The 16,307-nt window shown below is 73.3% G+C and carries 13 protein-coding genes, 2 tRNA genes and 1 pseudogene; 3 read left to right on the top strand and 13 right to left on the bottom strand.

The features are described 5' to 3' along the window. Positions 1-33 precede the first annotated feature (33 nt). Positions 34-279 carry a hypothetical protein gene (locus tag NEH16_RS21650; RefSeq protein WP_073965243.1) on the top strand — a complete coding sequence of 82 codons (246 nt, stop codon included), beginning with the start codon at positions 34-36 and terminating at the stop codon, positions 277-279. A 23-nt stretch (positions 280-302) separates the two neighbouring features. Here NEH16_RS21650 and NEH16_RS21645 read toward each other — a convergent pair whose 3' ends face one another. Further along, entirely contained in the window at positions 303-1,187 is an 885-nt protein-coding gene (locus NEH16_RS21645) for a YceI family protein (protein ID WP_265544435.1), read from the bottom strand. Positions 1,188-1,333: 146 nt separating this feature from the next. Continuing rightward, the gene (locus tag NEH16_RS21640) at positions 1,334-2,140 is read right to left on the bottom strand and encodes an arylamine N-acetyltransferase family protein (protein WP_265544434.1); all 807 of its coding nucleotides are present in this window, start codon (positions 2,138-2,140) and stop codon (positions 1,334-1,336) included. A gap of 122 nt (positions 2,141-2,262) precedes the next feature. On the opposite strand from NEH16_RS21640, the gene NEH16_RS21635 reads away from it, so the two are divergent. Then, complete coding sequence (locus tag NEH16_RS21635) at positions 2,263-2,718, top strand: pyridoxamine 5'-phosphate oxidase family protein (protein ID WP_265544433.1); 456 nt, start codon at positions 2,263-2,265, stop codon at positions 2,716-2,718. Between the two features lie 98 nt (positions 2,719-2,816). Here the strand turns inward: NEH16_RS21635 and NEH16_RS21630 are convergent, their stop codons facing one another. The 8 genes and pseudogenes from NEH16_RS21630 to NEH16_RS21595 all read right to left on the bottom strand — a co-directional run bounded on the left by NEH16_RS21630 (position 2,817) and on the right by NEH16_RS21595 (position 13,848). Next, a complete protein-coding gene (locus tag NEH16_RS21630; protein ID WP_265544432.1) occupies positions 2,817-5,603 on the bottom strand; it encodes a ComEC/Rec2 family competence protein in 2,787 nt (928 codons plus the stop codon). A 29-nt stretch (positions 5,604-5,632) separates the two neighbouring features. Beyond that, positions 5,633-6,430: a ComEA family DNA-binding protein gene (locus NEH16_RS21625; RefSeq protein ID WP_265544430.1), complete on the bottom strand. Its 798-nt coding sequence runs from the start codon at positions 6,428-6,430 to the stop codon at positions 5,633-5,635. A gap of 488 nt (positions 6,431-6,918) precedes the next feature. Beyond that, positions 6,919-7,764 (bottom strand): DegV family protein, encoded by an 846-nt coding sequence (locus NEH16_RS21620; RefSeq protein WP_073965238.1) that lies wholly within the window; start codon positions 7,762-7,764, stop codon positions 6,919-6,921. A 134-nt stretch (positions 7,765-7,898) separates the two neighbouring features. Continuing rightward, positions 7,899-8,609 (bottom strand): hypothetical protein, encoded by a 711-nt coding sequence (locus NEH16_RS21615; protein ID WP_265544428.1) that lies wholly within the window; start codon positions 8,607-8,609, stop codon positions 7,899-7,901. A 137-nt stretch (positions 8,610-8,746) separates the two neighbouring features. Then, positions 8,747-11,614 (bottom strand): leucine--tRNA ligase, encoded by a 2,868-nt coding sequence (leuS, locus tag NEH16_RS21610; protein WP_265544427.1) that lies wholly within the window; start codon positions 11,612-11,614, stop codon positions 8,747-8,749. 290 nt (positions 11,615-11,904) lie between these two features. Further along, positions 11,905-11,977, bottom strand: a tRNA-Ala gene (locus NEH16_RS21605). A gap of 114 nt (positions 11,978-12,091) precedes the next feature. Further along, positions 12,092-12,325 carry a hypothetical protein gene (locus NEH16_RS21600; protein ID WP_018103228.1) on the bottom strand — a complete coding sequence of 78 codons (234 nt, stop codon included), beginning with the start codon at positions 12,323-12,325 and terminating at the stop codon, positions 12,092-12,094. A gap of 133 nt (positions 12,326-12,458) precedes the next feature. After that, positions 12,459-13,848, bottom strand: a pseudogene (locus tag NEH16_RS21595) (MFS transporter). 303 nt (positions 13,849-14,151) lie between these two features. Between NEH16_RS21595 and NEH16_RS21590 the strand changes: the two are divergent. Further along, the gene (locus tag NEH16_RS21590) at positions 14,152-14,943 is read left to right on the top strand and encodes a helix-turn-helix transcriptional regulator (protein ID WP_374215644.1); all 792 of its coding nucleotides are present in this window, start codon (positions 14,152-14,154) and stop codon (positions 14,941-14,943) included. Between the two features lie 49 nt (positions 14,944-14,992). Here the strand turns inward: NEH16_RS21590 and NEH16_RS21585 are convergent. From NEH16_RS21585 to rsfS, 3 genes are all read right to left on the bottom strand, one after another. Then, positions 14,993-15,065 (bottom strand) — tRNA-Ala (locus NEH16_RS21585). Between the two features lie 119 nt (positions 15,066-15,184). Next, the gene (locus tag NEH16_RS21580; protein WP_265547304.1) at positions 15,185-15,838 is read right to left on the bottom strand and encodes a histidine phosphatase family protein; all 654 of its coding nucleotides are present in this window, start codon (positions 15,836-15,838) and stop codon (positions 15,185-15,187) included. Further along, a complete protein-coding gene (gene rsfS, locus NEH16_RS21575; RefSeq protein ID WP_018103223.1) occupies positions 15,835-16,266 on the bottom strand; it encodes a ribosome silencing factor in 432 nt (143 codons plus the stop codon). Before rsfS ends, NEH16_RS21580 begins: the two co-directional genes overlap by 4 nt. Positions 16,267-16,307: the final 41 nt, after the last annotated feature.

Genomic DNA, 16,307 nt, shown 5'->3' with positions numbered 1-16,307 from the left:
GCCGCGCCGTCCCCCGTACCCGAGAATGAGTACGTGAGCGATGAGAGACACGTACTGGTGCTGCCCGACCGCGATGCGGCCGAGGAGGCGGCTGAGGAACTGGCCGACCGCTTCGGCGTCACGGACGAACCGCAGCTCGTACGGGACGCGCTGGCCGGCGAGGACGACGCCGAGGACGCCCAGTGGCTGGTCGTCGTGGAGGACCCGGACCACCGTCTCGACCCGGCGGCGCTCGACGCGTTCGCCGCGGAGTACGAGGGGTGGCTGGAGGCCCCGTAGGACCGGCCCCGCAGGGCGGGGGATCAGCCCTTCGGGACGATCTGGACGTCCATCTCGATGGAGATGCTCGGGCCGACGACCGCGATGCCGCGGGCGAGCATGGTCTGCCAGGTGAGCGTGAAGTCCTCGCGGTGCAGCTGCGTGGTGGCGCGGCAGGCCGCCCGGGACTCGCCCTCCATGCCGTTGCCGAGCCCGAGGTACTGGGTGTCGAGGGTCACCGTACGGCTCACCCCGTGCAGCGTGAGCGCACCGCTCACCCCCCAGCGGGTGCCGCCCCGGTGCACGAAGCGGTCGCTGTAGAACTCCAGCGTCGGGTAGCGCCCGACGTCCAGGAAGTCGCTGGAGCGCAAGTGGTCGTCGCGCATCTGCACGTTCGTGTCGATCGACGCGGCGTCGATGACGACGTGCATCGCAGAGTCCTCCATCCGGTCGGCGATCCGCACCGCCCCCGCGAAGGTGTTGAACCGGCCGTGGATGCGGGCCATCCCGATGTGCCGGGCGGTGAACCCGATCTGGGAGTGCATCGGTTCGATCTCCCAGTCGCCCGGCTCGGGCAGCTGCGGCGGGGCGGCGATCTGGAGGGTCACATCGCCGAGGCTCGCATGGCCGCCCTCGGTCACCGTGGCCGAACCGTGGAAGGGGGTGAACCCCTCCGCCGTGACGGCCAGCCGGTACTCCCCCGCCGGAATCGTGGCCATGACACTGCCGTACGGGTCGGTCTCGCCCCCGACCACCTTGCGCCCCGCCCGGTCCGTCAGTACGAACTCCGCCAGTGCCACGGGCTCGTTGACCGGGTCGAGCACCCGGCAGCTGAGCACACCCGCCGAGTCCGGCACCATCAGTCCGGCGAGGGCGTTGCCCCGAGCGGCACCCGTCGCACCCTTGTTTCCGAACCAACGGCCGAACATCTCCACACACTCCCGGGCACTCGTTCACCTCGGGCCGGAGGGCAGACGTCGTTGTCGGAGCAGCGGCCCGCCGACGAGCATGCATTCGACCACCATTGAGGCGTTCGAGGCAAACAGAACGGCTGGCGCGGGCTTGGGCGCAGGTGTTACCGAAGGTCCGATTTTCCGGGCAGCCGGTCGAGGCGCAGGCCGAAGTGGTCCCGGTAGGCCGCCAGCACCTCGTCGTCGCTGCCCAGCGGTGTCTCGCGCCGCTCGCCGCCCACCGTCGTGAGGAGCTTGCGGCCGCTGAGGGTGATCCGGCCGTCGTCCGTACTGCGCGAGCAGACCGGGGCCCGGGTGAAGTGGGAGTCGGGCGAGGTGCGGTGGTACCAGGCGCCGGCCCGGAAGTCGGCCAGTTCCCTGGGCCGCCGCTCCAGCCGGAGCCGGGGCGTGCCGTCGCAGAGGACGTCGAGGTCCCCGGACTCCCCGCCGTCCGGGGCCGGGACGATCCGGAAGGTTCCGCCCGGGTCCTCCTGGTCGGCGCGGTCGTCGAGCGCGAGCGGGCGCCTGGCGTGGTCACCGAAGCCGACGTCGGCGAGCCAGGGGCCGGTCCCGTCCTCCGTCTCGACGCGCAGCGCCAGATGGTCGTACGGGATGCCGAGCCGTCCCCCGTCGCCGTGGACCCGGGCCTGGAGGAGGGTGACGCGGAAGCCGAGCGCCCGCAGCAGTACGGCGAAGGCGCCGTTGAGTTCGTAGCAGAAGCCGCCGCGCTCGCGGCCCACGATCTTGTCCAGGAGCGGTCCGTCCTCCAGCACGATGTCCTCGCCGAGATGGATGGAGAGGTTCTCGAAGGGCACGGCGATGAGGTGGCGCAGTTGCAGCTCACGCAGCGCCGAGGCGTCGGGGCGCGCGGGCCTGGCGGCGCCGATGCGGTCCAGGTAGGCGTCGATGGTCTGCGGCAGCTGCGGGTCCATGGGGCCAGTCTCCGCCGCCGCCCCGGCCGCGCGCCATGCGCCACTGGTCCTAGGCCGCGTCCGACGCGTCCTAGGTCCGACGACGGTGTTACGCGGCCGGGGCGCGGGTTAGCGTGCGCGCCATGCCCCTTCCGGAACCGGCGCGCAGCCGTGAACAGCGCAAGCAGGACGTGCTCGACCGCCTGGCGGAGGACACCGACGCCTGGGTGTCGACGGCCTCCGCCGACGGGGCGCCGACCCTCGTGCCGCTGTGGTTCGTGTGGGACGGGGAGACCTTGCTGATGGCGACCCGGCGCACCAACCCGACGGCGGTCAACCTGACTCCGGACGGCCGGGCCCACATCGCCCTGGGCCACACCCGCGACGTGGTCATGATCGAGGCGAGGGGCGAGGTGGTGGAGGGCACGGACCTTCCGCCGGCGTCGGGCGAGGCGTTCGCCGCGAAGTTCTCCTGGGACCTGCGGGGGCGCCCCGCCTGGGTGTACCTCCGCTTCACCCCGTACGCGGTCCGGGCCTGGCGGGAGTCCAACGAGCAGCCCGGCCGCGACCTGATGACCGACGGCCGCTGGCTGGTCTGAGGCCGGAGCGCCGGAGGCGCGTGTGGGTCCCGTGGGGCCCGTGGCTCCCGCCCGGTCCGGCGCGGAGAGCGCCGCCCGCCGCCTCGCCGCGTACCTCGTCATGACCGCCCCACCGCCCGCAGCCCGCTCCCCGAACCGGTCACCGCGATCGCCCCGTCCCTGTCGGTGCGCAGCACCACCGCCCCCTGCCCGGCGAGCGCGTCGACGGTGCGGGGCGCCGGGTGCCCGTACGGGTTGTCCCGGCCCACGCTCACCAGCGCGAACCGGGGCCGGACGGCCCGCAGCAGGGCGCTGTCCTGGTGCGCGGAGCCGTGGTGGGCGACCTTGAGCACGTCCACCCGGGGCAGCTCCGGATGGCTGAGCAGCAGCGCCTGCTGGGCGGGCGGTTCCAGATCGCCCGGGAGCAGCAGGGTGAGCCCGCCGGTGCGCACGAACAGGGTGACACTGGCGTCGTTCGGGTCCTGCGGAACGTCGTACGGGACGGGACCGGCCGCGCCCGCCGCCCCCGGAGGCCACAGCACCTGCCAGTCCAGCTTGCCGATCCGCCGCCGTTCGCCGGGCGCGGCCCGCAGGAGGGGCACACCGGCCCCCGCCGCCGTTCTCCGGACGAACGCGGCCTGCTCCGGCGGCTCGTCCAGGCTCGTCGTCTGGATCGCGCCCACCGCCCTGCCGCGCAGCACCCCGGGAAGGCCCCGCACATGGTCGGCGTGGAAGTGGGTGAGCAGCAGCAACGGGACACGGCTGACGCCCAGTTCGCGCAGACACCGGTCGGCGAGCCGGGGATCGGGGCCGGCGTCCACGACCACGCCGGAGCCGGGTCCGGCCGCGAGCACCAGGGCATCGCCCTGACCGACGTCGCACATGGCGAACGCCCAGCCGGGCGGCGGCCACCCGGTCAGCACCCGGGTCAGCGGCGCCGGCCGGAACACCGCGAGGAGCAGCAGCAGCGCGGTGGCCGAGCAGACCCAGGGGCGCCGCCCGGCCCAGCGCGCGGCCGGTACCAGGACCAGGATCACGGCGGCCAGCAACGCGGCCCCTGACAGGCCGTCGGGCCAGTCGGCCTCCGCCCCGGGGAAGGCGGCCCCGGTTTTGGCCACCGAGGCGATCCACCCGGCCGGCCACCCCGCGACGGCGGCGAGCAGCCCGGCCGCCGGCATCGCCACCGGCGCCAGGGCCAGCGCGGCGAACCCGAGGACCGTGGCCGGCGCCACGGCGAACTCCGCCAGCAGATTGCACGGGACCGCCACCAGACTCACCCGGGAGGCGAGCAGCACCACCACGGGCGAGCACACCGCCTGCGCGGCGGCCGCCGCGGCCAGCGCCTCCGCCAGCCGTGGCGGCACCCGGCGCCGTCGCAGCGCCTCGCTCCAGCGCGGGGCGAGGGTCAGCAGGGCGCCGGTGGCCAGCACCGACAGCACGAAGCCGTAACTGCGCGCCAGCCACGGGTCGTAGAGCACCAGCAGCAGCACGGCGGCACACAGCGCGGGGATCAGCGTCCGGCGCCGCCCGGTGCCGATGGCGAGGAGCGTGATCAGCCCGCACGCGGCGGCCCTCAGCACACTGGGTTCGGGCCGGCAGACCAGGACGAAGGCGAGTGTGAGCCCGCCGCCGAGCAGTGCGGTCATCCGCAGGGAGATCCCGAGCCTGGGCGCCAGCCCTCCGCGTTCGGCCCGTAGCGCCCGGCCGGGCGGCCCGATGAGCAGAACGAGCAGAATGCCCAGGTTTGAACCGGATACGGCCATCAGGTGCGTGAGGTCGGTCGCCCGGAACGCGTCGTGCAATTCGGGGGTGATCCGTGACGTATCGCCGACGACCAGGCCGGGCAGCAACGCCCGTGCGTCCGGGCCCAGTCCGTCGGTGGCCTCGCGCAGCCCGGCGCGCAGCCGGCCGGCCGTGCGCTGGAGGAGGCTGGGCGGCCCGGTCACCCGGGGCGGAGCCTTGCCGTCGGGTCGCAGCACGGCGGCGACCCGTTCGCCTTGGTGCAGCGGGGGCGCCAGGCGCCCGCTGATCCGCAGGCGGGTGGAGGGCAGCAGTCGCTGCCAGGCCGCCGCCGCGCCGCCCGGCGGGACGATGACCAGGACCGGCGTCCGCAGCCGTACGGCCGTGCCGTCGGCCCGCATGAGCCGGGTGACCTCCGCGTCCAGGAGCAGGGATGCGGGTGTGCTGTGGTCGCCGCGCACCCGGGGGAACGTGCGCCGGGCATCGGAAGTGAGGGTGATCTCCGCCTGGACGCGCGCGAACTGCCGGGCCAGTCCGGGCACGGGGCCCTGGCGCGCGTCGGCACCGTGCAGACCGGCGGACGCCGCCCCGGCCGCCGCGCAGAGCAGCGCCGCCGCGACGGCCGTCGCCCGCAACCGCCACCGCGCCCGCCCGGCACCGGACACGGACACGGCAGCCACCGCACCCCGCACCGCAGCGCCACCAACACCACCGCCCCCAGCCCCAACTCCGGCGCCACCGACCTCACCACCCCCGGCCCGCACCTCGGAGCCACCGACTCCACCGCCCGCACCCCGCGCTCCGGCGCCTCCACCCTCACCGCCCGCACCCCGCACCCCGGCGCCACCAACCCCACCTCGCACCCCCACCGCGCTGCCCCCGCCCCGCGCCCCGCCATCCGCCGCGTCACCCCCGTCCGCCGCACGCGGGCGCCGCAGCCCCACCGCGAGGAGGACCATCGCCGTCCCCAGGCAGAGCACCACCCCCATCGCCGCCCAGCGCCCGGGAACGCCCACCGCGAGCGCCGCACCGGCCCAGGCCGCCGCTGCCGGGGCGAGCAACCGGAGGTCGGCCGGGCCCTCCTGCCGGGGGTCGGAGAGCCCCAACCGCTTGCCCGAGGCCGCGTGGATGTCCGCCGCCTCGTGGGCCTCCTCCACCGCACGCATCCCCGACGCCCCAAGGGCGTCCACCGCCCTCACGGCCGCACCCGGGGCCGCAGATCCGCGAACCGGCGGTCGCCGATCCCGTTGACCTCGCGGAGTTCCTCCACGGACCGGAATCCGCCGTGCTGCGTGCGGTAGTCCACGATGTGCTGGGCGAGGACCGGTCCTACGCCCGGAAGCCCTTCCAGCTGCTCCGCCGTCGCGGTGTTCAGGCTCACCGGCTCGCCCCCGTCAGCGGCGGGACCGGCCACGCCGGGGGCCGGTCCCGGGGCCGGCGGGGCGCCCACCACGATCTGCTCGCCGTCCATGAGCACCCGGGCCCGGTTGAGCCCCGCCAGGTCCGTCCCGGGCCGCGCCCCGCCCGCCGCCGTCAGCGCGTCGTCCACCCGCGATCCGGCGGGCAGCCTGCGCAGCCCCGGGTCCCGCACCTTCCCGCTGACGTCCACCACGATCTGCCCGCCCGGACCGGCAGCAGGGCCGGGGGACGGTGCGGGCCGGCCACCGCCCTCCCGCTCCGCGTCCGAGTCCGCCTCCGGCACGGGCGCAGGCGCGTGCACCGCCTCGCCGACCATGTCCGGCGCCCGGACGCCCTCCGGCCGGGCGGACCAGAAGTGCATCCCGGCGAACACGGCCGCCACGACCAGCACCACGGCGAGCGCGGCAAGGGTCTTCGGCTCCAGACCGCATCGGAGCTGCACCCACACGGGCAGCCGCTCCCGCACCGCGAACACGGCCGCCGCCCACCGCCCCTCGGGCGCCTCGCGCACCACACCCGTGGGCGACTCCGCGCCACCGCCCGCCGCCCGGGGCTCCTCAACGGGCGGCGCCACAACCGGCACAGCCGCCCCCACCCCCACCGCGCGACGCGCCCTCCGCCCCCGCCCGCCATCAGCGCGTCGGCCCTGCCGCGCGCCGCCGCGGCCGCCTCCGCGCGGGCCGTGGTCCGGCGTCGGCGGCCCGGCCCAGGCCGCGCCGCTCGTCGCAGACGCCCGTCGGAATCCGGGGCGCGGCCGGGGCCTGCACCCGGTCCGCCGGGTCCGCTGGTTGCACGATGTGATCGGGAAGCCATGGATCAGGACGCTAGGCAGTCCCGCCGAATCCCGCTGAGCCCAGGCGATTTCCGTGGACGACGGACCCATTGTGGATAACTCGCCCACTCCGGAGAGTGACATTCTCACCGGACGCCGAAACTGTGCGCCGAGCACCGGACGCCGGGGCCAGGCACCGGACGCCGAACGCTGCGCGCCGAGCACCGGGCACCGGGCACCGGGCACCGGGCACCGGGCGCCAAGCACCGCACACCGGCCGCCCCGGCTCCTCAGCGCGGCGAGACCACAGCGCCCAGCAGCCCCGGCCCGGTGTGCGCGCCGATCACCGCGCCGACCTCGCTGACGTGCAGGTCCGCGAGGCCGGGCACGCGTTCCCGCAGCCGTTCCGCCAGCCGCTCCGCGCGCTCGGCCGCCGCGAGGTGGTGCACGGCGATGTCCACGGGTCCGCTGCCCGCGCGCTCGGCGACGATCTCCTCCAGCCGGGCGATGGCCTTCGAGGCCGTCCGCACCTTCTCCAGGAGCTCGATCCGGCCGCCGTCGAGCTGGAGCAGGGGCTTGACCGCGAGGGCCGAGCCGAGCAGGGCCTGCGCGGCGCCGATCCGGCCGCCCCGGCGCAGGTAGTCCAGGGTGTCGACGTAGAAATACGCGGAGGTGCCCGACGCGCGCTTCTCGGCCGCCGCCACCGCCTCGTCCAGGCCGCCGCCCGCCTCGGCCGTCTCGGCGGCGGACAGGGCGCAGAAGCCGAGGGCCATCGCGACCATGCCCGTGTCGACCACGCGCACCGGCACCGGGGCGTCCTTCGCCGCGAGCACCGCCGCGTCGTACGTACCGGAGAACTCCGACGACAGATGCAGCGAGACGATGCCGCTCGCACCGGCCTCCGCGACGGACCGGTAGGTGGCGGCGAAGACCTCGGGGCTGGGCCGGGACGTCGTCACGGAACGGCGTTTCTGGAGGGCCAGGGCCAGCGAACGGGCCGAGATCTCGGTGCCCTCCTCCAGGGCCTGATCGCCCAGCACCACGGTCAGCGGCACCGCCGTGATGCCGTGCCGCCGCATCGTGTCGGGCGGCAGGTAGGCCGTTGAATCGGTGACGATCGCGACATGGCGGGACATGCCCCGGAGGTTACCCGCAGGCGCGCCGACTAGGCAGTCCGACCCCGCGCGAGTGATCAGTCGCGGTCGCTTCGCATCGCATCCTGCCACCCTCGGTCACGGGTGGTCGTGCCGCTCTCCCCCAGGGGCGCCGCTCAGTTGGTGGTCTCCGGCCGGGCCGCCTTCTGCCACGGATAGGCGGTGCTCTGCCGGGGATCCCGGGCGGTGATGGCCTCGGGCGCGTCGGGCTCCCCGCCCCACTCCCCCGGCGCCACCGGCCCCTGCTGCTCAGGGCCCTGGGCCGCCGTCGGCTCCCCCGGGCCCGTCGTCCAGTGCCGCAGCGCCCCGGCCTCCACATCGATCTGCGCGTTCAGCGCCGACAGCTCGTCGTCGGCGAACTTGCGGGCCCGGTCCCGGGCGGCCCAGCGCAGTGCGTCGGCGGACCCGGTGATCTGCTCGGTGCGCTTCTTCAGGCCCGGCAGCCGCGAGGCCACCGTCGCCTTGTCGGGCTCGCGCTCCAGCGCCTTCAGCTCCGCGTCCAGTTCGAGTCCGTGCACGCTGAGCCGGTCGAACAGCCCCAGGGACTCCGACAGCGACGCGTCCTCGGCCACGCCCGTCCGCAGGGCGTCCTGAGTGGCGCGCATCGACGTGCGCAGCGAGAGGCGCAGCTGTGCCAGCTCACCGCCGACGCCCAGCTGGCCGTAGCTCTTGGCCCGCAGGGTGGTGTCCTCGACGGTGCGGCGCGCCTGTGTGATCGTGCGGTCCACGCCGCGCCTGGCCGCCCCGACCACCTTGACCGTCGCGTAGACGCCCAGGGCCATGAAGGCGACGACGAGCAGCCCCAGAATCAGGATCACGGCTTCCATGAGCGCCCCTCGGATGGTGTGACGGCCTCCGGTACACCTACACCGGTCCTCTCCACCGTAAACGGAACGGGCAGGCTGGAGGTTCCGCCGGAACCCCCAACCTGCCCGTAGGGGAAAGCCCCCACCCGTCTCCGCGACTACGCGGGAACGATGTTCACCAGCTTCGGCGCGCGGACGATCACCTTGCGGATGCCCGCGCCGCCCAGCGCGGCGACGACGGCCGGATCGGCCAGGGCCAGGGCCTCCAGCTCCGCGTCGGTGATCGACGGGGAGATCTCCAGGCGCGCCTTGACCTTGCCCTTCACCTGCACCACGCAGGTCACGGTCTCGTCCACGACGTACGCCGGGTCGGCCACCGGGAAGTCCTGGTGCACGACCGACTCCGTGTGGCCCAGCCGGTGCCACAGCTCCTCGGCGATGTGCGGGGCCAGCGGCGCCACCAGCAGTACCAGGGCCTCGGCGACCGGGCGGGGCAGCGGGCCGCCCGCCTTGGTCAGGTGGTTGTTCAGCTCGGTGACCTTGGCGATCGCCGTGTTGAAGCGCATGCCGGCCATGTCGCCGCCGACGCCGTCGATGGCCTTGTGCAGCGCGCGCAGCGTGTCCTCGCCGGGCTCGGAGTCGACCACGGTGACCTCGCCGGTCTCCTCGTCGACGATGTTGCGCCACAGCCGCTGCAGCAGCCGGTACTGACCGACGACCGCACGCGTGTCCCAGGGCCGCGACACGTCCAGGGGGCCCATGGCCATCTCGTACAGGCGCAGCGTGTCCGCGCCGAACTCGGCGCAGACGTCGTCGGGCGTGACGGCGTTCTTCAGGGACTTGCCCATCTTGCCCAGGACGCGGGAGACCTTCTCGCCCTGGTAGTAGAACGCCCCGTCGCGCTCCTCGACCTCGGCGGCCGGGACGGCGATGCCGCGGCTGTCCCGGTAGACGAACGCCTGGATCATGCCCTGGTTGTACAGCTTGTGGAACGGCTCGGCGGAGGAGACGTGGCCCAGGTCGTGCAGCACCTTGGACCAGAAGCGCGCGTACAGCAGGTGCAGTACGGCGTGCTCGGCACCGCCCACGTACAGGTCGACGCCGCCGGTCGGCTGCCCCTCGCGCGGGCCCATCCAGTACTCCTCGATGGCCGGGTCGACCAGCTTCTCGGAGTTGTTCGGGTCCAGGTAGCGCAGCTCGTACCAGCAGGAACCGGCCCAGTTGGGCATGGTGTTGGTCTCGCGGCGGTACTTCTTCGGGCCGTCGCCCAGGTCCAGCGTGACGTTGACCCACTCGGCGTTGCGCGACAGCGGGGTCTCGGGCTGGGTGTCGGCGTCGTCCGGGTCGAAGGTGCGCGGCGAGTAGTCGTCCACCTCGGGCAGTTCCAGGGGCAGCATCGACTCGGGCAGCGGGTGGGCGATGCCCTCCTCGTCGTACACGATCGGGAAGGGCTCGCCCCAGTAGCGCTGGCGGCTGAACAGCCAGTCGCGCAGCCGGAAGTTGACGGTGCCCTCGCCGACGCCGTGCTCCTTCAGCCACTCGGTGATGCGGGCCTTGGCGTCGGCGACGCCCAGGCCGTTCAGCGAGATCTCGTCGTTGGCGGAGTTGACCAGCTTCGCGTCGTACGAGGCGAAGGCGTCCTCCCACGTCGAGGCGTCGGTGCCGCGGTCGTCCGACGGCTCGACCACGCAGCGCATCGGCAGCTCGAAGGCGCGCGCGAACGCGAAGTCCCGCGCGTCGTGCGCCGGGACGGCCATGATCGCGCCGGTGCCGTAGCCCATCAGCACGTAGTCGGCGATGAAGACGGGGATCTGCTCGCCGCTGACCGGGTTGGTGGCGTACGCGCCGGTGAAGACACCGGTCTTGTCCTTGGCCTCGGCCTGCCGCTCCACGTCCGACTTGGCGGCGGCCTGCTTGCGGTACGCGGTGACCGCCTCGGCCGGCGAGGCGTGGCCGCCCGTCCAGACCGGGTGGGTGCCCTCGGGCCAGGCGGCGGGGATGATCCGCTCGACCAGCTCGTGCTCCGGCGCCAGCACCATGTAGGTGGCGCCGAACAGGGTGTCCTGGCGGGTGGTGAAGACGGTGACGCTGCCCGCGCCGTCGACCGGGAAGTCGACCCGCGCGCCCTCGGAGCGGCCGATCCAGTTGCGCTGCTGCAGCTTGATCGCCTCGGGCCAGTCCAGCCCGTCCAGGTCGTTCAGCAGCCGGTCGGCGTAGGCGGTGATGCGCATGTTCCACTGGCGCAGCTTCGCCTTGAAGACGGGGAAGTTGCCGCGCTCGGAGCGGCCGTCGGCGGTGACCTCCTCGTTGGCCAGGACGGTGCCCAGGCCGGGCGACCAGTTGACCGGCGCGTCGGAGGCATAGGCCAGCCGGTACTCGCCCAGGACGTCGGCGCGCTCGGCGGCGCTCAGCGCGGACCAGTCACGGCCGTCGGGGGTGGGGCGCTCGCCGCTCTCGAACTGGGCGACCAGTTCGGCGATGGGCCGGGCGCGGTCCGCCTCGGTGTCGTACCAGGAGTTGAAGATCTGCAGGAAGATCCACTGGGTCCACTTGTAGTACTCGGACTCGATCGTGGCGAACGAGCGGCGCTTGTCGTGGCCCAGGCCCAGTCGGCGCAGCTGCGCCGTCATGTTCTCGATGTTGGCCTCGGTGGAGACCCGCGGGTGCGTGCCGGTCTGCACGGCGTACTGCTCGGCCGGCAGGCCGAAGGCGTCGAAGCCCAGGGTGTGCAGGACGTTGTGCCCGGTCATGCGCTGGTGGCGGGCGAAGACGTCCGTGGCGATGTAGCCCAGCGGGTGGCCGACGTGCAGTCCCGCACCGGAGGGGTACGGGAACATGTCCATGATGAACTTCTTGGGCCGGGCGGCCAGCTCCGGGTCGCCCGCCAGGTCACCGGTCGGGTTGGGCGCCTCGTACGTGCCCTCGGCGTCCCAGAAGTCCTGCCAGCGTGCCTCGATGTCGGCGGCCATCGCTGCCGTGTAGCGGTGCGGCGCAGCGGCGTCCGCTGCGGAATTCGTCTCGCTCATGATCCTCAAAGCTCCATCGATCGTCATCTGCCGGCATCCACGTCTACGGACACACGTCCTTGGAAACGAAAAATCCCCTCGCACAGGAGGGGACGCCGCGCTGATGCCGACCAGGCGTTCTCACCGGTCGGGACTGATCAGCGCGGCTCGCTAAGCAGAAGGGCTACGGCACGCATGGCGTCAGGGTACCGCACCGAGCCGGACCCCTTCCGGGCAATAGGCGTTGTCGGCCTCCGCACGCAGAACGGCGGGCCATCCGCATCGGATGGCCCGCCGTTCCCACTTCACTGTGGAGCTAAGGAGAATTGAACTCCTGACCTCTTGCATGCCATGCAAGCGCTCTACCAACTGAGCTATAGCCCCTCGTTGCGCCGCCCGGTCTCCCTGGCGACATCGAGAACAGTACCGGTCACCCGGGCCGTCCACCAAATCGATTCCGGTCCGACCGGTTTTCCCCCGCCGGAAGAGGGGAAGCGGTCAGGCCGTGGCGAAGGAGTAGAAGCGCTTGAGGGTGCAGTGCTCCTCCAGGAGCCGCCCGTAGATCGGCTCCCCCTCGAGCTCCCGGTAGGTCTCGATGGGGTCGCCTTTTATGATCAGCGCGCGTGCGCATTCCTCGCACCAGTACTGATAGTCCGCGTTGACCGGGTCCATGTCCCTGACGATGGGCGTACCGCTGCCGCACCAGTCGCACTTCCGCCTGTGTGCACCCATGGATCAGCTCCGGCTCCGGCGGACGAAAGGCGGCTGCGGGACCTCGTGGCGGCTCCCAGGCATCGCGCACACCCTCCCGTTCGGTCCGTCGCCCCCTCCGGCGGTCCGATTCTGCCATGCCCCCGCAAGGGGGTCAGCCGACCGCCGTTCCCGCACGCCGCCGCCGTCGTACGAGCCCCGCCGCGGCCCCGCGCACGCCACCGCGGCCAGGGCCAGTTCGCAGACCCACAGCGCGTGCCCCGACCCCTGCGGCCCCGGCGCGCCGAGGCGGTTGAGGTAGAGGGTGCCTATGGCGGCGACGCCGATGACCTGCCCGAGCTGGGTCACGGTCACCAGCACACCGCTGGCGTCGGCGGCGTCCTGGGGCCGTACGTCCGCCAGGGCGCCCGCGAGGTTGGGGCTGAACGCGAGAGCCATACCCCCGCCGATGAGCACGAAACCCGCGTACAGCGCGATGTTCCCGTCGTCCCCGCCCCGCAGCACGAGACCGGTCACCGTCACACCGGCGGCCAGCACGGCGAACCCGCCGGGCACCAGGTACCGCTGGAGCCGCGCCGGCCACCGCCGCCAGGTCAGCCCGGCCACGCCGAAGGCCACCGCGGTCGGCGCGCACATCAGCCCGGCGTGCAGCGCCGAATACCCGAGGCCGCCCTGGAGGTGCAGGGTCAAGGTGAAGAGGAAGCCCGCGTTGGCCGCCATCACCAGCATGAGGCGCACCGCCGCCACGGCGATTCCGGGCAACCGGAGCACACGGGGCGCGATCAGGGGCGCACCCCCGCGCGCCGCGAGCCGGGTCTCGTACGCCACGAAGCCGGCGAGGACCACCGCACAGCCGAGCAGGCAGGCCCACGTCCAGTCCGGCCAGCCCAGCTCCTGGCCGAGCACCAGCGGCACGGTCAGCAGCGTGACGGCCCCCGCGAGGAGGACCAGGCCCACCGGATCGAAGCCGCGCGCCCGCGCCTCCCGCCGGGCCTCCCCGGTGCGGGGTTCGCCCGGCAGCACACGGGCGCCGAGCATCAGCAGGACGAGCCCGATCGGCACGTTGACCAGGAAGACGGGCCGCCAGCCCGCCCCGAACAGGTCGACGCTCACCAGCACCCCGCCCACGACCTGCCCGGCGGCGGCCCCGGTGGCCAGCACCGCGCTGTAGGCGCCGATCGCGCGCACCCGCGCCGGGCCGGTGAAGTGCTGCTGGATCAGGCTGAGGACCTGCGGGATCATCACCGCCGCGCCCGCCCCTGGATCACCCGGAAGGCGATCAGCTGGCCCGAGTCCGCGGCCAGTCCGCAGGCGAGCGAGGCCGCGGTGAAGACGGCGAGCCCGGCCAGATGTGCCCGGCCGTGGCCGAACACGCCGCCGAGCCGGGCCCCGGCGACGAGGAGGACGGCGTACGAGATGGTGTATCCGGCCACCACCAGCTGCAACTGGGCGCCGGACGCGTGGAGTTCGGTGCGGATCGTCGGGGCGGCGACGTTCACGATGAAGATGTCGAGCAGCGCCATGAACTGGGCCGTGAGCACCACGGCGAGCAGCCGGGCGGCGGTCTTGTCAGTGGTGGGGGTTTTACTGGTGACGGAGCGTGAGGCAGTCGTTTCGGAGATCGCGGTCATGGGTTCCAGGCTGGTGCCGTACGCATACGGGTAACGAGAGCCCGCTGATGCTGGTACTGGCAGCACCTGGCAACAGCCGGGCGCAGCACCGACGATGGGGGCGTGACGGTGACGAGACAGCGGACGGCGACGGCACAACAGCACGCGGGGCGGAGCGGAGCGGCGACGGGCAGGCGGCCGGAGCTCGCCGCCTTCCTGCGCGGCCGCCGGGCCCGGGTGACCCCGGCCGACGTGGGCATGGCCCCGGGCTTACGGCGGCGCACCCCCGGCCTGCGGCGCGAGGAGGTCGCCCAGCTCTCGGGAGTCGGCGTGACCTGGTACACCTGGCTGGAGCAGGGCCGCCCGATCAACGCCTCCCCGCAGGTCCTGGACGCGGTGGCGAGGACGCTGCGGCTGGACCCGCCGGAGCGCGAGCACCTGTACGAGCTGGCGGGCGTCGCCTTCCTGCCGGGGAGGGAGTCCGACGCCTTCGAGGTCGGCGAGGAGGTCCAGGGCATCATCGACGCGCTCGACCCGCTCCCCGCCGTCGTCTACAACGCGCGCTACGACGTGCTGGCGACCAATCCGGGCTACCGGGACCTCTTCGGCATCCCCGTCATGCCGGGCACCGGGGTCCGCAACGCGCTGTGGTCGCTGTTCACCGCGTCCGAGGAGGACTGCCCGGTCGTGCACCGCGACCAGGAGCTGCCCCTGATGGCGGCGACCCTGCGCAGCGGCTACGGGCGCCATGTGGGCGAGCCCGCGTGGGAGTCGTTCATCGCGGAGCTGTCGGAGGCCAGCCCGTACTTCGCGAAGCTGTGGCGCAGCGGGGACGTCGTCCCGCCGGGGCGGCGCGTGAAGACCTTCCGGCACTGGGCGGTGGCCGGCGAGATACGGATGACCTCGGTGTCGCTGACCGTCAACGGGCTGCCCGAGTGCCGGATCGTCACGTACACCCCGGCCGACGAGGAGAGCAGGGAGCTGCTGGGCGCGCTGCGGGCGCACTGCCGGGGTACGCGGGATCGGTGACCGCACATGCGGAAATCCCGCCCCCTGGTGGGGACGGGATTTCCGATTGTGGAGCTAAGGAGAATTGAACTCCTGACCTCTTGCATGCCATGCAAGCGCTCTACCAACTGAGCTATAGCCCCGCTGTCCGCTGTGTTTCCCTGCGCTTCCGCGCTGCGAACAAGAAGAACTTTAGCCTGTGACCAGCCGGAAAGTGAAATCCGGCCCCCGCCGCCGCGAGGGGCGGCCGACGACGGCCGGATCAGGTGTCGTCGCCGAGCACCGGTTCGGGCAGGGTGCCGGCGTTGTGCTCCAGCAGCCGCCAGCCGCGGGCGCCCTCGCCGAGCACGGACCAGCAGCAGTTGGTCAGCCCGCCGAGCCCTTCCCAGTGATGCGCCTCCAGGCCCAGCAGCCGGCCGATGGTGGTCCGGATGGTGCCGCCGTGGCTGACGACGACCAGCGTGCCGCCGTCGGGCAGCTTCTCGGCGTGCCCGAGGACCACGGGGGCCGCCCGGTCGGCGACCTCGGTCTCCAGCTCGCCGCCACCGCGCCGTACGGGCTCGCCGCGCTTCCACGCGGCGTACTGCTCGCCGTACCGCTCCACGATCTCCTCGTGGGTCAGGCCCTGCCAGGCTCCCGCGTAGGTCTCGCGCAGCCCCGCGTCGTGCACCACGTCGAGCCCGGTGACCGAGGCGAGCTCGGCGGCCGTGGCCGCGGCCCGCCGCAGGTCGGATGCGACGATCGCGTCCGGCTTCAGCGAGGCGAGCAGCCGGGCGGCCCGGCGGGCCTGCGCGACGCCGGTCCCGGTCAGCTCGATGTCCGTGGAGCCCTGGAAACGGCGTTCCAGATTCCAGGCCGTCTGGCCGTGGCGCCAGAGGACGATCCTGCGGCCCCTGCCGCTCCTGCTGCCGTTCAGCTCTGCTCACCTTCCGTACCGCCGTTGAGCTGCGCGTGCTCGGCGGCCTTGCCGCGGGTCTTCACCGCGTCCTCGGGCAGGTCGAGCTCGGGGCAGTCCTTCCACAGGCGCTCCAGCGCGTAGAAGACGCGCTCCTCGCTGTGCTGGACGTGGATGACGATGTCGACGTAGTCGAGGAGGATCCAGCGGGCGTCGCGGTCGCCCTCGCGGCGGACCGGCTTGGCGCCGAGTTCCTTCTGCAGCCGCTCCTCGATCTCGTCGACGATCGACTTGACCTGGCGGTCGTTGGGGGCCGAGGCCAGCAGGAAGGCGTCGGTGATCGACAGCACGTCGCTGACGTCGTAGGCGATGATGTCGTGCGCGAGCCGGTCGGCGGCCGCCTGGGCGGCGGCGTTGATGAGCTCGATGGAGCGGTCAGTGGCGGTCACAAGCAGGCTTTCGTCGTCGGTCGGATAGACCTCTAGGGTCT

The organism is Streptomyces drozdowiczii (genome assembly GCF_026167665.1).
GTDB classification, from domain to species: domain Bacteria; phylum Actinomycetota; class Actinomycetes; order Streptomycetales; family Streptomycetaceae; genus Streptomyces; species Streptomyces drozdowiczii_A.
Note: the sequence above shows the minus strand (reverse complement) of the source record. Positions and strands in the feature narration are given on the sequence as shown.

Bases quoted from the DNA above. Each gene is read 5' to 3' on its own strand.
- NEH16_RS21620 (WP_073965238.1), bottom strand. From the start codon at position 7,764: ATGTCCCGCCATGTCGCGATCGTCACCGATTCAACGGCCTACCTGCCG.
- NEH16_RS21630 (WP_265544432.1), bottom strand. From the start codon at position 5,603: ATGCGTGCGGTGGAGGAGGCCCACGAGGCGGCGGACATCCACGCGGCC.
- leuS (WP_265544427.1), bottom strand. From the start codon at position 11,614: ATGAGCGAGACGAATTCCGCAGCGGACGCCGCTGCGCCGCACCGCTAC.
- NEH16_RS21645 (WP_265544435.1), bottom strand. From the start codon at position 1,187: ATGTTCGGCCGTTGGTTCGGAAACAAGGGTGCGACGGGTGCCGCTCGG.
- NEH16_RS21635 (WP_265544433.1), top strand. From the start codon at position 2,263: ATGCCCCTTCCGGAACCGGCGCGCAGCCGTGAACAGCGCAAGCAGGAC.
- NEH16_RS21600 (WP_018103228.1), bottom strand. From the start codon at position 12,325: ATGGGTGCACACAGGCGGAAGTGCGACTGGTGCGGCAGCGGTACGCCC.
- NEH16_RS21615 (WP_265544428.1), bottom strand. From the start codon at position 8,609: ATGGAAGCCGTGATCCTGATTCTGGGGCTGCTCGTCGTCGCCTTCATG.
- NEH16_RS21640 (WP_265544434.1), bottom strand. From the start codon at position 2,140: ATGGACCCGCAGCTGCCGCAGACCATCGACGCCTACCTGGACCGCATC.